Annotated in this window: 18 protein-coding genes; 9 read left to right on the plus strand and 9 right to left on the minus strand. The window is 35.0% G+C overall.

All coding sequences use genetic code 11. The features are described 5' to 3' along the window. Positions 1–374 precede the first annotated feature (374 nt). The gene (locus ACIQ2S_RS03810; RefSeq protein WP_396172876.1) at positions 375–1901 is read left to right on the plus strand and encodes a GH3 auxin-responsive promoter family protein; all 1527 of its coding nucleotides are present in this window, start codon (positions 375–377) and stop codon (positions 1899–1901) included. Between the two features lie 184 nt (positions 1902–2085). On the opposite strand, the gene clpX is transcribed toward ACIQ2S_RS03810, so the two are convergent. The 6 genes from clpX to ACIQ2S_RS03840 all read right to left on the minus strand — a co-directional run bounded on the left by clpX (position 2086) and on the right by ACIQ2S_RS03840 (position 7593). Continuing rightward, positions 2086–3318, minus strand: coding sequence for an ATP-dependent Clp protease ATP-binding subunit ClpX (clpX, locus tag ACIQ2S_RS03815; RefSeq protein ID WP_396172878.1), 1233 nt, complete (start codon positions 3316–3318; stop codon positions 2086–2088). A gap of 88 nt (positions 3319–3406) precedes the next feature. Beyond that, positions 3407–4066, minus strand: a complete 660-nt coding sequence (clpP, locus tag ACIQ2S_RS03820; protein ID WP_396172880.1) for an ATP-dependent Clp endopeptidase proteolytic subunit ClpP — start codon at positions 4064–4066, stop codon at positions 3407–3409. A 168-nt stretch (positions 4067–4234) separates the two neighbouring features. After that, positions 4235–5560, minus strand: a complete 1326-nt coding sequence (tig, locus tag ACIQ2S_RS03825; protein ID WP_396172882.1) for a trigger factor — start codon at positions 5558–5560, stop codon at positions 4235–4237. Between the two features lie 98 nt (positions 5561–5658). Continuing rightward, positions 5659–6006 carry a phage holin family protein gene (locus ACIQ2S_RS03830; RefSeq protein WP_396172884.1) on the minus strand — a complete coding sequence of 116 codons (348 nt, stop codon included), beginning with the start codon at positions 6004–6006 and terminating at the stop codon, positions 5659–5661. 40 nt (positions 6007–6046) lie between these two features. Further along, positions 6047–6811 (minus strand): alpha/beta fold hydrolase, encoded by a 765-nt coding sequence (locus ACIQ2S_RS03835; protein WP_396172886.1) that lies wholly within the window; start codon positions 6809–6811, stop codon positions 6047–6049. Between the two features lie 68 nt (positions 6812–6879). After that, on the minus strand, positions 6880–7593 hold the full coding sequence (locus ACIQ2S_RS03840) for a pyridoxine 5'-phosphate synthase (RefSeq protein ID WP_396172888.1): 714 nt from the start codon (positions 7591–7593) through the stop codon (positions 6880–6882). A gap of 101 nt (positions 7594–7694) precedes the next feature. Here ACIQ2S_RS03840 and ACIQ2S_RS03845 point away from each other — a divergent pair, with 101 nt between their 5' ends. From ACIQ2S_RS03845 to murI, 8 genes are all read left to right on the plus strand, one after another. After that, positions 7695–8354, plus strand: coding sequence for a CBS domain-containing protein (locus ACIQ2S_RS03845; protein WP_396172890.1), 660 nt, complete (start codon positions 7695–7697; stop codon positions 8352–8354). A gap of 5 nt (positions 8355–8359) precedes the next feature. After that, positions 8360–9241, plus strand: a complete 882-nt coding sequence (locus ACIQ2S_RS03850) for an NAD kinase (protein ID WP_396172892.1) — start codon at positions 8360–8362, stop codon at positions 9239–9241. A gap of 141 nt (positions 9242–9382) precedes the next feature. Then, complete coding sequence (locus ACIQ2S_RS03855) at positions 9383–10066, plus strand: DUF6089 family protein (protein WP_396172894.1); 684 nt, start codon at positions 9383–9385, stop codon at positions 10064–10066. A gap of 2 nt (positions 10067–10068) precedes the next feature. Then, positions 10069–10812 (plus strand): isoprenyl transferase, encoded by a 744-nt coding sequence (locus ACIQ2S_RS03860; protein WP_396172921.1) that lies wholly within the window; start codon positions 10069–10071, stop codon positions 10810–10812. Continuing rightward, a complete protein-coding gene (locus ACIQ2S_RS03865) occupies positions 10742–13477 on the plus strand; it encodes an outer membrane protein assembly factor (RefSeq protein WP_396172897.1) in 2736 nt (911 codons plus the stop codon). The genes ACIQ2S_RS03860 and ACIQ2S_RS03865 overlap by 71 nt, the downstream gene beginning before the upstream one ends. Before the next feature lie 40 nt (positions 13478–13517). Then, positions 13518–14570 carry an OmpH family outer membrane protein gene (locus tag ACIQ2S_RS03870; protein WP_396172899.1) on the plus strand — a complete coding sequence of 351 codons (1053 nt, stop codon included), beginning with the start codon at positions 13518–13520 and terminating at the stop codon, positions 14568–14570. Between the two features lie 18 nt (positions 14571–14588). Continuing rightward, positions 14589–15086: an OmpH family outer membrane protein gene (locus ACIQ2S_RS03875; RefSeq protein WP_396172902.1), complete on the plus strand. Its 498-nt coding sequence runs from the start codon at positions 14589–14591 to the stop codon at positions 15084–15086. 66 nt (positions 15087–15152) lie between these two features. Then, entirely contained in the window at positions 15153–15929 is a 777-nt protein-coding gene (gene murI, locus ACIQ2S_RS03880) for a glutamate racemase (RefSeq protein WP_396172906.1), read from the plus strand. Here the strand turns inward: murI and ACIQ2S_RS03885 are convergent. The 3 genes from ACIQ2S_RS03885 to ACIQ2S_RS03895 all read right to left on the minus strand — a co-directional run. Further along, positions 15926–16450, minus strand: a complete 525-nt coding sequence (locus ACIQ2S_RS03885; protein WP_396172910.1) for a gamma carbonic anhydrase family protein — start codon at positions 16448–16450, stop codon at positions 15926–15928. The genes murI and ACIQ2S_RS03885 overlap by 4 nt on opposite strands. Before the next feature lie 69 nt (positions 16451–16519). Further along, positions 16520–17515 carry a type IX secretion system membrane protein PorP/SprF gene (locus tag ACIQ2S_RS03890; RefSeq protein ID WP_396172914.1) on the minus strand — a complete coding sequence of 332 codons (996 nt, stop codon included), beginning with the start codon at positions 17513–17515 and terminating at the stop codon, positions 16520–16522. A 4-nt stretch (positions 17516–17519) separates the two neighbouring features. Beyond that, a partial coding sequence (locus ACIQ2S_RS03895) for a T9SS type B sorting domain-containing protein (protein ID WP_396172918.1) occupies positions 17520–18629 on the minus strand: 1110 nt, incomplete at its 5' end.

The following is an 18629-nucleotide window of genomic DNA, read 5'->3' on the forward strand; positions in this document are numbered from 1 at the left end:
AAAGGTTTAGCATCTAAAGTATATGCTTTTTGAGCAAAACCTGAAACGGTCATGATCATTAAAAACACATAAAATGCCTTTGAAATTGTTCTTACTAAATTTTTCATTATTTTGGAGGTTTTAATTTATGGTACAAATTTCGGGGAGAAAAAAAACTAAAAAGATGATAATTGTCAGTGAATCTAGAGTTTTTTTAATTATTTTATTCACTAAATCAATAAGCAAAATATGTAATTTAGTTACTTTTAACACAATTCGTTATAATCGATGAAAATTGAAATTAGAATTAAAGATTTATAAAAAATTCTTATTTTTGGTAAAAATGAAACCTATTCGATAGTTTCAGAAAAGTCAAACAAAACACTCTACTAACAATGCCTCTACCAATAATCAATTCTATTGCCTCTTGGATTTTAAAAAAACGAATCCATCAGATTGAATTGTTTATGAAATACCCGAACGAAGTGCAAGAGGAATTACTCTTTTCTTTGTTAAAAACGTCTGAAAACACTTTTATTGGCAGACAATACGATTTCAACTCAATCAAAAACTACCAAACTTTTTCGGAACGTGTACCAGTTTCAACCTATGAAGATTTAGAGCCCATGATTGAGCAAACCCGAAAAGGAATGCAAAATATTTTTTGGCCTACTTCTATTAAATGGTTTGCAAAATCAAGCGGTACGACCAATGCCAAAAGTAAATTCATTCCTGTAAGCAGTGAAGCGTTGGAAAACTGCCACTATAAAGCAAGCAAAGATTTGCTCAGTTTGTATTTAAACAATAATGAAGATTCGCAATTATTTGTTGGTAAGAGTTTACGTTTGGGCGGTAGTAAAGAATTATATGAGGACAACAATACTTTTTTTGGCGATTTATCAGCGATTTTAATTGATAATATGCCTATTTGGGCTGAATTCAGTTCTACCCCAAGCAACCGCGTTTCGTTAATGGGCGATTGGGAAGTAAAACTGATGGCCATCGTGCAAGAAACCATTGCAGAAGATGTTACCAGCTTGGCAGGTGTTCCTTCATGGATGTTAGTTTTACTTAATAAAGTTTTAGAAGAAACAGGCAAAAATAATTTATTAGAAGTTTGGCCCAATGCAGAGGTATATTTTCATGGCGGCGTGAGTTTTGACCCGTATCGGGAACAATACAAAAAGCTATTTCCAAAATCGGATTTTAATTATTACGAAATTTATAATGCTTCCGAAGGTTTTTTTGCTATTCAGGATTTAAATAATTCGAATGAATTATTATTGATGCTTGACTACGGGATATTTTATGAATTTATTCCAATGGACACCTACGGAACTCCCGAAGAAAAGGCGATTCGATTGGCTGAAGTTGAATTGTTTAAAAACTATGCGATAGTAATTACAACGAATTCAGGTTTGTGGCGGTATTTAATAGGAGACACCGTGCGATTCACTTCCTTGAACCCTTACCGAATAAGAGTTTCGGGTAGAACGAAACATTATATTAATGTTTTTGGCGAGGAATTAATTGTTGAAAATACCGATCAGGCTCTTTCAAAAACATGTTTGGAATTAGGCTGTCAAATTGTAGATTATACAGTTGCACCGATATTTATGGATGGAAAACAAAAAGGAGCTCATGAATGGATGATCGAATTTTCAAATCCTCCAATGGATATTACTCACTTTACAACTATTTTAGATCAAACATTGCAATCGTTAAATTCTGATTATGAAGCTAAGCGATATAATAACATGACTTTAAATCCGTTAGTTATAAATGTAGCCCGGCCTAACTTATTTTACGATTGGTTAAAAGAACATGATAAATTAGGTGGTCAACATAAAATACCGCGACTTTCAAACGAGCGAACGTATTTAGAATACTTGAAACGTCTGCAATTAATTGAACAATCCTAATATGAAAAAATTCTTCTTCTTATTGTTTTTGCAGCACTCTATTCCTTTGGACCCAAACGATTAGGCTGTGGTCCGAACCGACGTTGCGAAGCAAAAAAGGAAGTAAAATCACAGAAAGATACAGCATAAAAAAAATCCTGAGACAACTATTTCAGGATTTTTAATTTTATGCTAATGTCTTTTTTTAAGAAGCTGCTTTCAATCGCTTCAATAAATTTTTATCTAACGAATGTTCGGCATAATCTCTATCAATATGCAATACTTTTTCATCAGAACTCGGTAAATCATACATCGAATCGGTTAAGATCGCTTCGCAAAGCGAACGTAGTCCTCTCGCTCCTAATTTATACTCCAAGGCTTTGTCTACGATAAAATCAAGAGCGTCATCCGTAATGCTAAATTCCACTTCATCCATTGCAAACAACTTCTGATACTGTTTCACCAAGGCATTTTTAGGCTCCGTTAAAATTGATCGAAGCGTCGCTCGATCCAAAGGATCCATGTGTGTTAAAACTGGTAATCGACCAATGATTTCAGGTATTAAACCAAAATCTTTTACGTCTTTCGGAATAATATATTGAAGCAAGTTTTCTTTGTCAATTTTATCCTCGCTAGCCGATGCCGAATAACCCATTGCTTGACGATTCAAACGCTTAGAAATAACCCGTTCAATTCCATCAAATGCACCCCCTGCAATAAATAAAATATCTTGTGTGTTGACTTCAATAAATTTTTGATCAGGATGTTTTCTACCTCCTTTTGGCGGTACATTTACAACCGTTCCTTCCAAAAGTTTCAACAAGGCTTGTTGAACGCCTTCTCCGGAAACATCACGAGTGATGGATGGATTGTCGCTTTTTCTGGCAATTTTATCAATTTCATCAATAAATACAATACCGCGTTCAGCTTTGGCAACATCATAATCAGCTACTTGAAGTAAACGTGTTAAAATACTTTCCACATCTTCGCCCACATAACCGGCCTCTGTCAAAACAGTTGCATCAACAATAGTGAGTGGCACATTCAACATTTTAGCAATGGTTTTTGCTACCAATGTTTTGCCGGTACCGGTTTGTCCCACCATTAATATGTTGCTTTTTTCAATTTCAACTTCATCGTCGTGTTTCTGCTGCATCAAACGTTTGTAGTGATTATAAACAGCAACTGACAATACTTTTTTGGTTTGGTCTTGACCAATCACATATTGATCTAAAAAGGCTCGGATTTCCTTTGGTTTTTTTAATACCAAATCCGTTCCCCCTTTTGTGTTTTTGGTTTGTTTTAGTTCTTCCAAAACAATTCCGTGTGCTTGCTCAATACACTTATCGCAGATATGTGCATCAATGCCTGCAATCAACAAATTGGTTTCAGATTTCTTGCGTCCGCAGAACGAACATTCTAATTGTGCTTTTGCCATTATTTTTTGTTTGAAGTTTCAAGTTTTAAGTTTCAAGTTTCAAGTTTTGGAGCAACCTGAAACTTTAAACCTGAAACCTGTAACTACTTTATTTTCTTCTTAAAACTTCATCAATCATTCCGTATTCTTTTGCTTCATCAGCAATCATCCAATAATCACGCTCACTGTCTTTGTGCACTCTTTCAAAAGTTTGACCCGAATGTGTGGCAATGATCTCATATAATTCATTTTTCAACTTCAACATTTCGCGTAAGTTGATTTCCATATCTGTAGCAACACCTTGTGCTCCGCCGGATGGTTGGTGAATCATTACTCTTGAATGTGGTAGAGCCGAACGCTTACCTGCCGCTCCTGCACATAATAATACAGCACCCATTGAAGCGGCCATTCCTGTACAAATTGTAGCAACATCAGGTTTTACGTATTGCATGGTGTCGTAAATTCCTAAACCTGCATAAACGCTTCCGCCCGGTGAGTTGATGTAAATTTGAATGTCTTTAGAAGCATCAACGCTTTCTAAAAATAATAATTGTGCTTGAATAATGTTGGCTACATAATCATCAACTCCTGTTCCCATAAAGATGATTCTGTCCATCATTAATCGTGAAAAAACATCCAATTGTGAAACGTTCATTTGACGTTCCTCAATAATATAGGGAGTCATTCCACTTACGATTTTATCGTAATACATACTATTTACACCGTGATGTTTGGTTGCAAATTTTTTAAATTCTTTTCCTATGTTCATATACTACTACTTAAGGTTTTTAGATAAATTTTAAATTTAGATTCTGAAATACTGATCTAAAATCAGCACATGCAAGTTCAGAATGACAGCTTATTCCGAATCAAGTTCAGAATAAAAAAGCGTCAAACCTAGATTTGACGCTCAAAGATACTATTTTTTTTGCAAAATTTATTCTCCGTACATTTCTTTAACGAACTGTTCGTAGGATACTTCCTTTGTTTTTGCTTTTACTTTTTCTTTGAAAAGATTCAGCATTTTTTCGTTCATTACTTGTTCAGATAAACGTCGCACCTCGTCTTGATTAGACATTACTCGGGCTACGATTCCGTCGATATCTTCCTGTGTTGGATTCATCTGACCAAATTGAGCCATTTGCTTTTTGATCATCTCTGAAGTATAGGCTTTCAAATCTTCAAAAGTAATTTGCAATTGATTTTCCGTCATCACTTTACCTTCAATCAATTGGTAACGCAATCCTTTCTCCGATTTTGCAAATTCTGCTCTTGCTTCAGCTTCGGTTAATTGCTTCTCTCCTGAATTTTGTAACCATTTGATTAAAAACTCAGAAGGTAATTGAAACGAAGTGCTTTCCAATAAAAACTCGGTTACATCATTCAAGAATTTTTGATCGGCTTGTTGAACAAATTGTTTCTCCGCATCTTCTTTGATTTTAGCTTTTACCCCCTCAACTGAAGAAACAACACCTTCACCAAATAATTTATCGAATAATTCCTGATTTAATTCCGCTTTTTCACTGGTTGTCACACCATCAATTGTTACGGTAACATTTATGTCTAAACCGTGAACGATAGCATGATCTACTTTTAGATAATCCATCAATTGGTGATCGTCATCAAAAAGTCCTTTGGTAGAAACTTCCACCACATCACCTACTTTTTTTCCAATGAATTTTTTTGCCGTTTTTTTATCTTTAAAAACATCCAAAGACAAGCTAGTGGTATTATTAATTCCGTTTGCTTCGTTTACAAAAGTCAGTTTCAAATCATCTCCTTCTTCAACGGTGTCTTTTGAAATTAGTTTCCCGTATTGTTTTTGAATTCGTTCCACTTGATCATTCAACATTTTATCATCTGCTACGATTTTAAAATGTGTAATTTTATTTTTTGCTGCTAAATCAACTGTAAATTGAGGAGCCAAACCTAACTGGAAATCAAATGTGTAATCTTCCTGATCCCAATCAAAATCACCGGAAACTTTTGGAAGTGGATTACCAAGTATATCTAATTTTTCCTGAACTAAGTAGTTGTTTAATTTCTCTTGCAATACTTTGTTTACTTCTTCCAACAATACTGCTTTACCATATTGTTTTTGGATTAAACTCATAGGAACCGCACCTTTTCTGAAACCAGGAATCGAAGCATTTTTACGATAATCTGCTAAAACTTTTTGCACTTTAGCGGAATAATCTTCTTTCGAAACAGGCACAGTTACTACTGCATTTAGTTCATCAACATTCGTTTTTGTAATATTCATTTCTCTATTTTTTTGCTACTAAAATTGGGTTGCAAAATTATAAAAATTTCACAACCCAACCAATTAATTTGTTGTATTTTAAGTTTTAAAAATAACCTTTACCCTTTCTCACCACCGGTCAATCCGTAAACGATTGACTGAGCAATGGAAAGCACTACGCTAAACAACATGGCATACCAAAAAGAGGTGACTACAAAACCACTCACAATTGATCCTGCAAACTGAATGATCAGTGCATTAATTACTAAAAGAAACAAGCCAAAAGTGACTACAGTAATTGGCAGTGTTAAAATAACTAAAATAGGCTTGACAAAAATATTAAGCAAGCCTAAAACAATTGCTACCAAAATGGCACTCGTATAATCAGCTACGTCAACTCCGGGAAGAATGTTAGCTAAAAGAACAACTAGTACTGCAGTGACTACGATTCGAATGATTAAATTCATAATTTATTGATTTTATTTAGGTTAAAAATACAAATAAAATCTAAGACTTTAAAAATTGTTGAACAATTTCAAAAAATATTTTTGGATTTTCGGCATGCAACCAATGTCCCGCATTGGGAATCGTTTCTAAAGTTGCTTTTGGAAAATGAGTTTTGATCTGCTCTAAATCTATATCTAAAATATATCTGGAATTTCCACCTCTAATAAAAAGGGTTTGCTTTTCAAATAGCTTATTTTCAGGTATAGCTGAGCCAACATGTTCAATATTGGCATTGAATGAGTCCAAATTAAATCGGAACGCCAATTGACCCGGTTCTTTCCAATACAAACTTTTCATCAAAAATTGCCGGGTTCCAAAATCAGGAATATATTTTTTCAACACCTCTTCCACTTGATTTCGATCGGGTTTTTCAGAAAAATCTACAGCATTCAATCCAGCTAAAATATCTTGATGGTGCGGTTTGTAATATTTTGGTCCAATGTCTGCAACGATTAATTTATCAACTAATTCCGAATGGTTTGTTGCTAAAAACATTGCTGTTTTTCCTCCCATCGAATGTCCGATAATTGAAATCGCTGTCAAATTATGAAATTTACCATACGCAACTACATCTTCCATCATCACTTCGTAGTTGAATGCATCTGCATGAAAACTTCTACCGTGATTTCGCAAGTCTAACATATGCACTTGATAACCCAAATCGGCAAATTGCGATCCCAACGTTTTCCAATTATCCGACATTCCCAAAAATCCGTGAAGAATGAGTAATGGTTTTCCGATCCCTTCTATTTTTGAATACAACATACTTTTAAATTAAAAATTCCAAACTCCAAATTCCAACAAAATCAGGACGGACAGGTCGCGACCTGCCCCTATTTCAATTTATGCAAATACATGTTCACCACATTCTCAATTCCTAAATACAGCGATTCACAAATTAATGCATGACCAATAGAAACTTCAAGAAGTCCGGGAATGTTTTCTTTGAAAAAAAGAATATTATCCAAACTCAAATCATGTCCTGCATTGATTCCCAAATCCAATTGACTGGCCAAAACAGCTGCTTCAACGTACGAATTTATTCCGGCTTTATTCCCCAATCCGTATTGATGGGCAAAATGTTCGGTATACAACTCAATGCGATCGGTACCTGTTCCTTTTGCTCCTTCAATCATATGTAGAACCGGATCCACAAAAATAGAAGTGCGAATATTATTTCGTTTGAACTCTTGAATAACTTCGGCCAAAAATGTTTTATTTTTTATCGTATCCCACCCGAAATTGGAGGTCAATGCATCGTCTGCATCGGGAACCAAAGTCACTTGCGTAGGTTGCAATTCCAATACCAAATCAATAAACTTCTGCACGGGATTTCCCTCAATATTGTATTCCGTATACACAATTGGTTTCAAATCTCTTGCGTCTTGATAACGGATATGTCGTTCATCCGGTCTTGGATGTATCGTTACGCCATGAGCTCCAAATTTCTGAACATCTTTGGCAACTTGCAGCACATTTGGCATGTTTCCGCCACGAGAATTTCTGAGCGTTGCAATTTTGTTGATATTTACACTTAACTTTGTCATAGTTTTTTAAAATAAGTTTAAAACCGAAATGCAAAAATACAAAGTAAAACAAGCGGTTTTATTGTATTTTTTGATTATTTTGCAACAAATTATTGCCTTAGATGCTAGACATAACAAATTATATCAACAACGACTTTAAACCTTTTGAAAGCAATCAATCGATTGCATTCATACAGGACTTCTTTGCTGATTTAACTTTTTCGCATTTTCCAGTACTTGACGAAGGAATCTACATTGGTAGTATCGCTGCAGATGATGTTGTAACATTTGATTTGAACAAAACTCCAAAAGATTACAAATATACTTTGGAAGGTTTTTTTGCCCGATCAAACATGATTTGGCTGGATGTTTTAGAGGTTTTTGCTCAAAATCGCACCAATTTAATTCCGGTTTTAGACGAAACCAATAAATATGTTGGGTATTACGAATTGAATGATATTGTTCAATTTTTTGCAGAAACTCCTTTTTTACGAGAGCAAGGAGGAATTATAATAGTGGAAAAGTCAATTAAAGATTTTTCTATGAGTCAGGTAGCACAAATTGTTGAGACCAATAATGGTAAAATTTTAGGCCTTTTTATTTCAGAAGCAACTACCGAACACGTTCAAATTACTATTAAAATTTCATTGGGCGGAATGAATGAAATCATTCAAACCTTCAGAAGATACAATTATGAGATTATTTCCGATCATCAGGAAGATTCCTATTTAAATAACTTAAAGGAACGTTCAGATTATTTGGACAAATACTTAAATATATAACTGTAATGAAAGTTGCCATCTACGGACAGTTTTATCAAAACGATACCCGACCCATTATCAGAGATATCTTTGTTTTTTTTAATAATAAAGTCGAACTTTTTATTGAAAAAGAATTTCTTGACATTCTGTATCGGGAAGAAATATTGAAAAGGACTTACAAAACTTTTTCTTCTTATAAAGACTTGGACAATAGTTTTGATCTAATGATTAGTATTGGCGGTGACGGAACTATTTTGAGAGCAGCTACATTTATTAGAGATACCGGCATTCCAATTTTGGGTATAAACGCAGGTCGTTTAGGGTTCTTAGCGAAAGTTCAAAAAGAAAATATCGAAAGCTTTTTACAGTTGATTTTGGATAAAAAATACACTCTTTCCAGAAGAACATTACTAAGTTTGGACAGTTCGCCGAAAAATCCGAATCTGAAAGACATTAATTTTGCTTTGAATGAAATTGCTATTAGTCGAAAAGAAACAACGGCAATGATTTCCATTGAAACTTCTCTTGACGGAGAATACCTTACTTCCTATTGGGCTGACGGTTTAATTATTTCAACACCTACCGGATCTACTGGATATTCATTAAGTTGTGGCGGGCCTGTATTAACACCGGAAGTAAAAAGTATAGTTATCACACCGATAGCTCCACACAATTTGAATGCACGGCCGCTGGTAATACCGGATAAAACGGTAATCAAAATTAAAGTTTCTGCCAGAGAACCTCAATATTTAGTATCGTTAGACAGCCGAATGACCTCCTTTAATGAAGACACCATCTTAACTATCAGAAAAACTCCTTTCAAAATAAATATGATTGAAATTCAGGAAGAAAGTTTTTTAAAAACCCTCCGAAATAAACTTCTTTGGGGAGTTGACAAAAGGAATTAAAAATAAATACTTGTTTTTAATTGGTCTCCTCAATACTAGCTCTCTTTTATTTGCGTTTTTTGAATATAATTTGTCATTTAAAGTAATTATTTGACTGTAAACTAGTCATAATTGTTATATTTGCACGCTATTTTTAAACCAATGAATAGAGTATTTATTTTGCTAGTATTAATCCTTTCAAGTTCAACTGCCGTGGCTCAGATTAATGAGGCTGGTGTTTTTGTTGGAGGAAGCAATTACATAGGCGATATTGGTCCAACCACTTACATTGCTCCACAAGATTTAGCTATAGGAATTTTGTATAAGTGGAACCGAAGTACACGCCATGCTTATCGTTTCAGTTATACGTATGCAAAAATAAGTTCTAGCGACCTCGATTCAGAAGCGGCAAATAGAAAAGATCGGGGTTATGCTTTTGAAAATACCATCAATGAGTTTTCTGCCGGAATTGAATTCAATTTTTTTGACTTCGATTTACATCAATTAAATACCCAAATGACTCCATATATTTTTACAGGATTAAATTATTTTACCTATAATGATAACTATTTTTTAAATGATCAATTGGTTAAAGATGGCAATGACAATGGAATGGCAATTCCAATGGTGGTAGGGCTAAAAGCACGAATCACACACAGCTTAATTTTAGGTGCCGAAGTGGGCATTCGTTATACTTTTACCGACAATTTAGATGGAAGTAATCCTTCAAACGGTGATTACGGCGATTTAAAGTTTGGCAATAGTAATAGCAATGACTGGTATGTATTTACCGGATTAACATTAACGTATACCTTCGGTCAAAATCCATGTTTTTGCCCACAATAGTTATGAGCTTATCAGAATCCATACAAAAGGAAAACCTTCCAAAACATTTGGCCATCATCATGGACGGCAATGGTCGTTGGGCAAAACAACAAGGCCTTTTACGAGTGATGGGCCACGAAAATGGAACAAAATCTGTGCGTCAAGTGGTCGAAGCATCGGCTAAACTAGGGATACAAAACTTGACATTATATGCTTTTTCAACCGAAAATTGGAACCGCCCGAAATTTGAAGTAGATACTTTAATGAACTTATTAATAAAGTCTTTAAAAAAGGAGCTCCCTACCCTACTCGAAAACAATATAAAATTAAATACCATTGGCAATTTGGACAAACTTCCAAAAAATGCTCAGAGCGAACTTTTAGAAGTTCTTAACAAAACCAAAGAAAATAATCGAATGACTTTAACTTTAGCATTGAGCTATGGATCCCGTGAGGAATTGATATCAGCGGTAAAAGCCATAAGTGATAAAGTTAAAAATAATATAATTTCAACAGAAACTATTGATGAATCAATTATAAATCAACATCTTTACACGCACAATTTACCTGAGGTAGATTTGTTAATCAGAACAAGCGGAGAACATCGAATCAGCAATTTCTTATTATGGCAAATTGCCTATGCAGAATTGTACTTTACCGATGTGCTTTGGCCTGATTTTACAGAAAATCATTTATATGAAGCCATTATTAGTTATCAAAAAAGAGAGCGAAGGTTTGGAAAAACAAGCGAACAAATTAAATCTTAAGTTAGTGTCAATTAAAACGTCGTATTTATATATATTTCTACTTTTTGGTAGTATTTTTTTAGGAAACGCTCAAGAGCGAAAAGCCTTTAGTAGAGGAACACAATACATACTTGGAGATGTTACCGTTACCGGAAAAGTTAGTTTTAATCAACAAACGGTAATCACTTATGCTGGTTTGGAACCTGGTCAAAAAATCATTGTGCCGGGCGAAGAAATTAGCAACTCTATCAAAAAATTAGGCAAACTTGGGCTTTTTAGCGATATCGATTTGTACATGACAGAAGTTCGCGGAGACACTATCTTTTTAGAATTAAACATCATTGAACTTCCAAAATTGAACGAAGTAAAATTGAATGGTTTAAGCAAATCTAAAAAAGAGACAATACTCAAAGAAACAAAATTGTCAATCGGCACCATTGTAAATGAAAACTTAATTACAACAACCAAAAACTACATTGAAAATAAATACAAAAAAGATGGATTTTATAACACAAAAGTTGTTATAAACACTATCCCTGATACCACAGCTAACAATGAAGTAAAAATGGTTGTAAATGTTGATAGAGGCTCCAAGGTTAAAATTAAAGAAATTGTCATAGATGGAAATGACAAACTATCCGACAATGCTGTAAAAGGAGCCATGAAAAACACCAAAGTAAAACAATTTGGTCGTTTCTGGAAAGGGTCAAAATTTATCAAAGACAAATACAAAGAAGACTTAGTAAGTATAGTCAATAAATACAAAGAATTTGGTTACCGTGATGCCCGTGTTCTATCAGATTCTGTTGGGTTTGATAATAATAGCAACATGGTTACCATTAAACTGAATGTTGAAGAAGGAAAAAGATATTACTTTGGAGATATTAAATTTTTAGGAAACACAATATACACCGATCAAGGGTTGTCTCAAGTATTAGGAATCAATAAAGGAGATGTATACAATGGCGTTTTATTAGAACAGAGAATCGCTGATAAAACAAAACCTGATGCAGACGACATCACCAATCTTTACCAAAATAACGGTTATTTATTTTCAACAATCAACACCGTAGAAGTACGGACGGAAAATGACACGATTGATTTTGAAATTAGAATCATGGAAGGCCCCGTTGCCTACTTTAATAAAATATCTGTTGTTGGAAATGACAAAACCAACGACCATGTTATTTACCGTGAACTTCGCACAAAACCAGGCGAAAAATACAGTAAAGATGCATTGGTTCGAACCATTCGTGAAATTGGTCAGTTAGGGTTTTTTGATCCCGAAGCTATTGAACCTAAATTCAAAAATGTAGATGCCGCAGCAGGAACAGTTGATATTGAATACAATTTAGTTGAAAAAGGATCCAGTCAAATCGAATTACAGGGTGGTTATGGTGGCGGTGGTTTTATCGGTACGCTTGGGCTATCCTTTAACAATTTTTCTATTCGGAATATTTTTAACAAAGAGGCTTACGATCCATTGCCAATGGGAGACGGACAAAGAATGTCTCTTCGACTACAAGGAAGTCAATTTTTTCAAGTATATAGCTTGAGTTTTTCTGAACCTTGGTTTGGAGGTGAAAGACCCGTGCAATTAAATACTTCAGTTTCATATAGTAAGCAATTTGTGAACCAACCCGGTACAGCAAATGTTAACAGAGATAGTTATTTTAACATTTTAACTTTATCTACAGGAATTGCAAAACGACTGTCTGTGCCTGATGACTTTTTTGTATTGTCTCAATCATTGAGTTTTCAATATTACGACATGAGTAATTACAATACAACTTTATTTAGTTTTGCAGATGGAAATGCTCGAAACCTTGCCTATACGATTGGACTAAGTAGAAATAATAAAGGAATCAATCCAATCTATCCAATTTACGGATCAGAGTTTAGTGTTTCAGCGAAATTTACCCTTCCTTATTCTGCATTTAATGGAATTGATTATGGTGATTTAAAAAATCAAGAAGCATATAAATACAAACACAAAGGTGACCCGTACTTTGACATTAACGGTCAATATGTTCAAAGTGGTGACTACTTAAAGGATGTCCCTTCCGCAGAAAACCAATTTCCTGAAAAAGTTGATAATTTTCAAGCAGCAGCTGAAGATCAAACATTAATTGATCAAGAGCGATTTAACTGGTTGGAATATTACAAAATAAAAATGAGAGCCGATTGGTTTACCAGAATAGCCGGGTCACAGCAAAGTGCATTAGTTTTAAGATCATTAGCAGAGTTTGGATTTTTGGGAGCATATAACAATGAACGAGGTTTAATTCCATTTGAACGTTTTTATGTAGGGGGTGATGGTATGGCGAACTTTGCACTTGATGGCCGAGAAGTTATTATGTTGAGAGGTTATCCAAATTTCTCTTTATCCGGTCAAGATGGTGGAGCAATTTATAATAAGTTCTCATTAGAACTCAGATATCCAATCACGTTAAAATCTTCGGCATCCATTTTTACTTTGGCTTTTGCTGAAGCGGGTGCATCGTATAATAATTTTCAAGAATTTAATCCATTTTTATTATATCGCTCTGCGGGAGTGGGTTTACGAGTGTTTATGCCGGCATTTGGATTGCTAGGTATTGACTTTGGTTACGGCTTTGATGCCCTACCCGGACAAGTACAACCTAATGGATGGGAAACACATTTTATAATTGGACAACAATTTTAATTGTTAAATTAAGTTATATTTACAATATAATTTAGAAGAAATGAAGAAAACGGTTTTTATAGTGTTTATGCTTGCATTATCCTCAACTATTTTGGCTCAAACAAAAGGAGTTAAAGTGGGTTACATTGATATGGAATATATTCTTCAAAATGTACCTGATTACACAGAGGCAAAAAATCAATTAGAACTTAAAGCTCAAAAGTGGAAACAAGAAATTGATGCTAAAAGAAACGAAATAAATTTAATTAAGGAAACACTTAAAAATGAACGAGTACTCCTAACCAAAGAATTAATTGAAGAACGCGAGGAAGAAATTGCTTTTTTAGAAACCGAATTAAACGATTACCAACAAAAAAGATTTGGCCCGATGGGCGATTTGGTTACTCAGAAGGCTGTTTTGATAAAACCAATTCAGGACCAAGTTTTTACAACTGTACAAGATCTGGCGGAAGCTCAAAAATATGATTTCATACTTGATAAGTCTTCTGATTTGTCCATACTTTTTGCTAATAAAAGATTTGATTTGAGTGATCGAGTAATTAGAGCTCTCACACGTTCTTCCAAAAGAGAACAACTTTCCAAAAAAGAGCAAAAAGCAATGGATGCTAAAGAAGCTAAAGAAGATTTTGTAGATGACAATCCCGAATTGGCAGCCAGAAAAAAAATACTTGATGATAAAAAAGCCGCACGAGATAGTTTAGTGGCCGCAAGAAAGTCAGAATCGGAACAAAAACGTTTGCAATTTGAAGAAAAAAGGAAAAAATTACTAGAAGAGAAAGAAGCGAAAAAAAATGGCACGGTTTCTGAAAAGAATACTGAAATCAAAACAGATAAAAAAGAAGAAAATAAAACTGAAGAAAATAAGGACAAAGCTGCAACAGGAACCACAGAAGAAAAAACCGCACAACCTGTAGAAGCAAAAAAACCCACAGCAGCTCAAGAAGCCAAACAGAAAAGTATTGAAGATCGGAAAAAAGAAATTGAAGAACGTAAACAAAAAATACTCGCCGATAGGGAAGCTGCCAAAAAGGCAAGAGAAGAAAAATTAAATCAGAATAAAGACAAAAACGAAGAAAACAAAAACGAAAATTAATTATTAAACTTAAAAACAATGAAACAATTGAAAACTTTACTAATTGCTGCCTTGGTATTTATGAGCACAAGTCAAGTTAATGCACAAGCAAAAGTAGCACATGTTGATACGAACGCTATTATGGCCGCAATGCCGGAAATGTTACAAGCACAAAAACAACTTGAAACACTTCAGGGAGTATATGATAAGGAATTTAAAGGGATGGTAGACGAATATCAAGCTAAGCTAGCAAAATACAACCAAGAAGTTGAAACTGTGACAGAGGCAATGAATATAGAACGATCGAAGGAAATTCAAGACATGGAGAAAAGAATACAGGATTACCGTCAAACTGCTCAGAAAGAATTGACTAAAAAAGAAGAAGATTTAATGAAGCCATTGATGGAAAAAACAAAGGTTGCAATCGAAAAGGTGGGCAAAGCAAAAGGTTACCAGTACGTTCTAAATTCTGCTGGTTTACTATTGGCCGATGGTCCGGATTTAACTCCTGATGTAAAAAAAGAATTAGGATTTTAATTAAATCTTTCAATTTATTTTAAAAACTGCTCACTCATCTGAGCAGTTTTTTTTTACTTTTGTTTAATGACTAATAACAAACCTATAGGTCTTTTTGATTCAGGAGTTGGCGGAACTTCTATATGGAAAGAAATTCATAAGTTGATGCCTCTTGAAAGCACTATTTATTTGGCAGATAGTAAAAATGCACCTTACGGAATAAAAACGAAAGAAGAAATAATAGCTCTAAGTTTTAAAAACACCGAATTACTTTTAGAATTGGGTTGCAAAATAATTGTAGTTGCCTGCAATACCGCCACAACAAATGCCATCAAAGAACTCCGTGCTAAATTCGAAGTCCCATTTATTGGTATCGAACCGGCAATTAAACCCGCAGCTAGTAATTCAGAAACAAATTGTATAGGAATATTAGCCACCAAAGGAACACTTAGCAGCGATTTATTTCACCAAGCTGTCCTCAATTATCCTAACACTAAAATTGTGGAGCAAGTAGGTTACGGTTTGGTTCAATTAATAGAAGACGGACAAATGCATTCGAAAGAAATGACGAATCTGCTTCAAACCTATTTGCAACCAATGATTGAAGCAAATATTGACTATTTAGTTTTGGGTTGTAGCCATTACCCCTATTTAGTTCCACAAATCAAGGAAATTCTACCCAAAAGCATTAAAATAATCGACTCAGGTGAGGCGGTAGCTTTGCAAACTAGTAAAGTGCTCTCTGAAACAATTGGATTGGCCAAATCGTCTTTAAATAGTCAAATATTCTATACCAATGGCTCTCCGGAAGTACTTCAAAATGTTCTTTCTGATTCCCGCTGCATTTATACCAGAGATTTTTAGAGTGCATCCCCTTCTTTAAACCAACCGGAATACATGACATAATTGTTGGAAATTCGCTCAATTTCTCCTGCAAAATCAGATTGATTGATTTCTTTCACTTTTTTAGCTGGAATCCCTGCATAAATAGTACCTGATTCCACCCGCGTATTTTGAGTAACAACGGCTCCTGCAGCAACAATCGAATTACTTTCGATAACGCAATTATCCATAACAATGGCTCCCATTCCTATCAAAACATTATCTTCAATCGTACATCCATGAACAATCGCACGATGACCGATTGATACATTATTCCCGATATTTGTTGGATGTTTTAAATAGGTGCAATGAATAATAGCTCCATCTTGAATATTTACTTTATTTCCAATTTTGATGTAGTGCACATCTCCTCTAATCACCGCATTAAACCAAACACTACAAGAAACTCCCAAAACAACATCTCCCACAATCGTTGCATTTTCGGCAACATAACAATCAGAAGGAATACTAGGACTCTTTCCGTTAACAGATTTTATTAGCATACTACTATTTAAAAAAAATATCCCGACACCAAAATAGGAAGCGGGATATAATTATTTGTTACCAATAATTTAATTAATCGCTGGACAATTACACTCAAACTTCTCACGTTTGCAGAACAAGTTCATACCTAAAGTGATTTGGTGAAAACCTGCGGTATCAAAGTTTATTTCTCCCATTACATAAGAATAGGTATAACCAAACATAAATTGTTTATAGTTGATTCCGATGAACGGTGTGATGTATTGTAATTTTTGATCACTTATGGGCGAACCTATGTCGCCGTCAATAAATTGTGCACCGTCAAAACTTCTTCTATAGGAAAGACCTCCCCAAATTTTACCATCTTCCATATCACCATAAACTTTCAAATTTACATCAAATGACTTTTCTTGTGTTTCGTCCACAAACTGAAATAGTACTGAAGGTTCCCACACTATACTTTCTCCTCCAAAAGAGTATCCTGCACTTAATAAATACTTTCGTAAGTTATCCGATTCAAATTCGGTATAAATTTCTCTTCGCACATTAGCCATTGCATTTTTTACTGTGAAATGTGTATAAAAATCCATGTAATAATACGAAGCACCAATATCTAGGTTAAAATAAGAATCTTTCTGGTAAACTCCACCAACGATCGGGTCAAACTCAGTAAAACTAGTTTCATCTAATTGACTTTGAACCAAAGCACCACTAATACCAAATGATAATTGATTCAAATCAATTTCATTTCTTGAAAACATGATGTGGTGGGCATAAGTCAATTTTGCACCTGTTTGTGAATGGTAACCGTTCTTATCGCTAAAAAGTATAACCCCTAAACCTGATTGATCCCCCACTCTACCATTAAAGCTGGCGGTATTCAACTGAGGAGCATCTGTTTGATCAAACCATTGTCTTCTGCCTGTAAGTCTAAGTTTAGCACAGTTTGCAGCACCCGCCATCGAAGGATGAAGTAAATATAAATTATCAGTTAAATAATCGGAATATACTGCTATTCCTTCTTGTGAATAACTAAATTGTGCAAATAGTAATAGTAAAAATAAATATTTCTTTTTAAAATTCATCGGGTTATCGTTTTAATGAAAAGTGTGCTTTAAATTCTTTGGTTTGGCTGTCTTCTTCATAGGTTACTGTAAACCAGTAATCGGTTGAAGGTAGTGGTCTTCCGTTGAAAGTTCCATCCCAGCCGTTGCTAGTTGGACTAATCTGTTTGATGAGTTTTCCATAGCGGTCAAATATATAAATTTTTGTGTTAGGTTGGTTCGCTAATCCAACAATATTCCATGTATCATTGAAGCCATCACCGTTTGGTGTAAAGAATAACGGATAATTAATGGCTGTAGCCACGGTGCTTACCGTATCACAGCCGCCGTTGTTCTTGTCTCTAACGGTTACCGTGTGTTCGCCTGCCGATACATTGGTAAAGATATTACTATCTTGGAACGGACCAAAATCTAATTGGTACTCATAGTCGCCCAAGCCTCCTGCAAGATTCACTGTGATGATTTGGTTTTCGGAGAAAGCGTTGCTCACCGTTACATCGCCGATAATGGCTGCTGAGGTGTTCACTAATGACATAGTCTCTGCTGCAAGCATCGTACATCCGGTGGCGATATTGGTTGCAATTACACCATAGTTTCCATCTTCGGATACAGTTAACGTTGCATCGGTTGCTCCTGCAATTTCAACTCCATCAAAATACCAAACATACGTATACAAACTTGCATCGTCAATAATTGGCACAATAGTATAGGTTCCCAGTGGTTGTAATGTTACCGGATCCACGCAAATAAAGGCGTCTTCTACCACCAACTCCGGAAGCTCATTTACTGTTAAGGTAATCATGCTTAGCGAAGCACACTGACTCGCTGTGATGGTATTAGTTACTCGTATCCAAATCTCTTGTGGATTGTTGGCATTGGTGTAATTAGCAGGGTTGGCAATAGCGTTTTGTTCCGCTTGTGCATCTGCTTGTGTTTCATAGTAACTTAAGGCATAATCAGGTTCTGTTTGCGTGGTTCCCAATACAATGGCTCCAAAGGGTGTTAAATCAAAAGTTGTAAATCCGTCGTTGGTACCATCTTCATCACAAACAGTAAGTCCTACTGTGGTGTCCGGCACCGGATTGGCAACTGCTCCTTCTTCTACTAGTAGATCAAAGCTCACCGTAGCATTCAC

Origin of the sequence: Flavobacterium sp. (assembly GCF_044371705.1) — a bacterium.
Lineage (GTDB): Bacteria > Bacteroidota > Bacteroidia > Flavobacteriales > Flavobacteriaceae > Flavobacterium.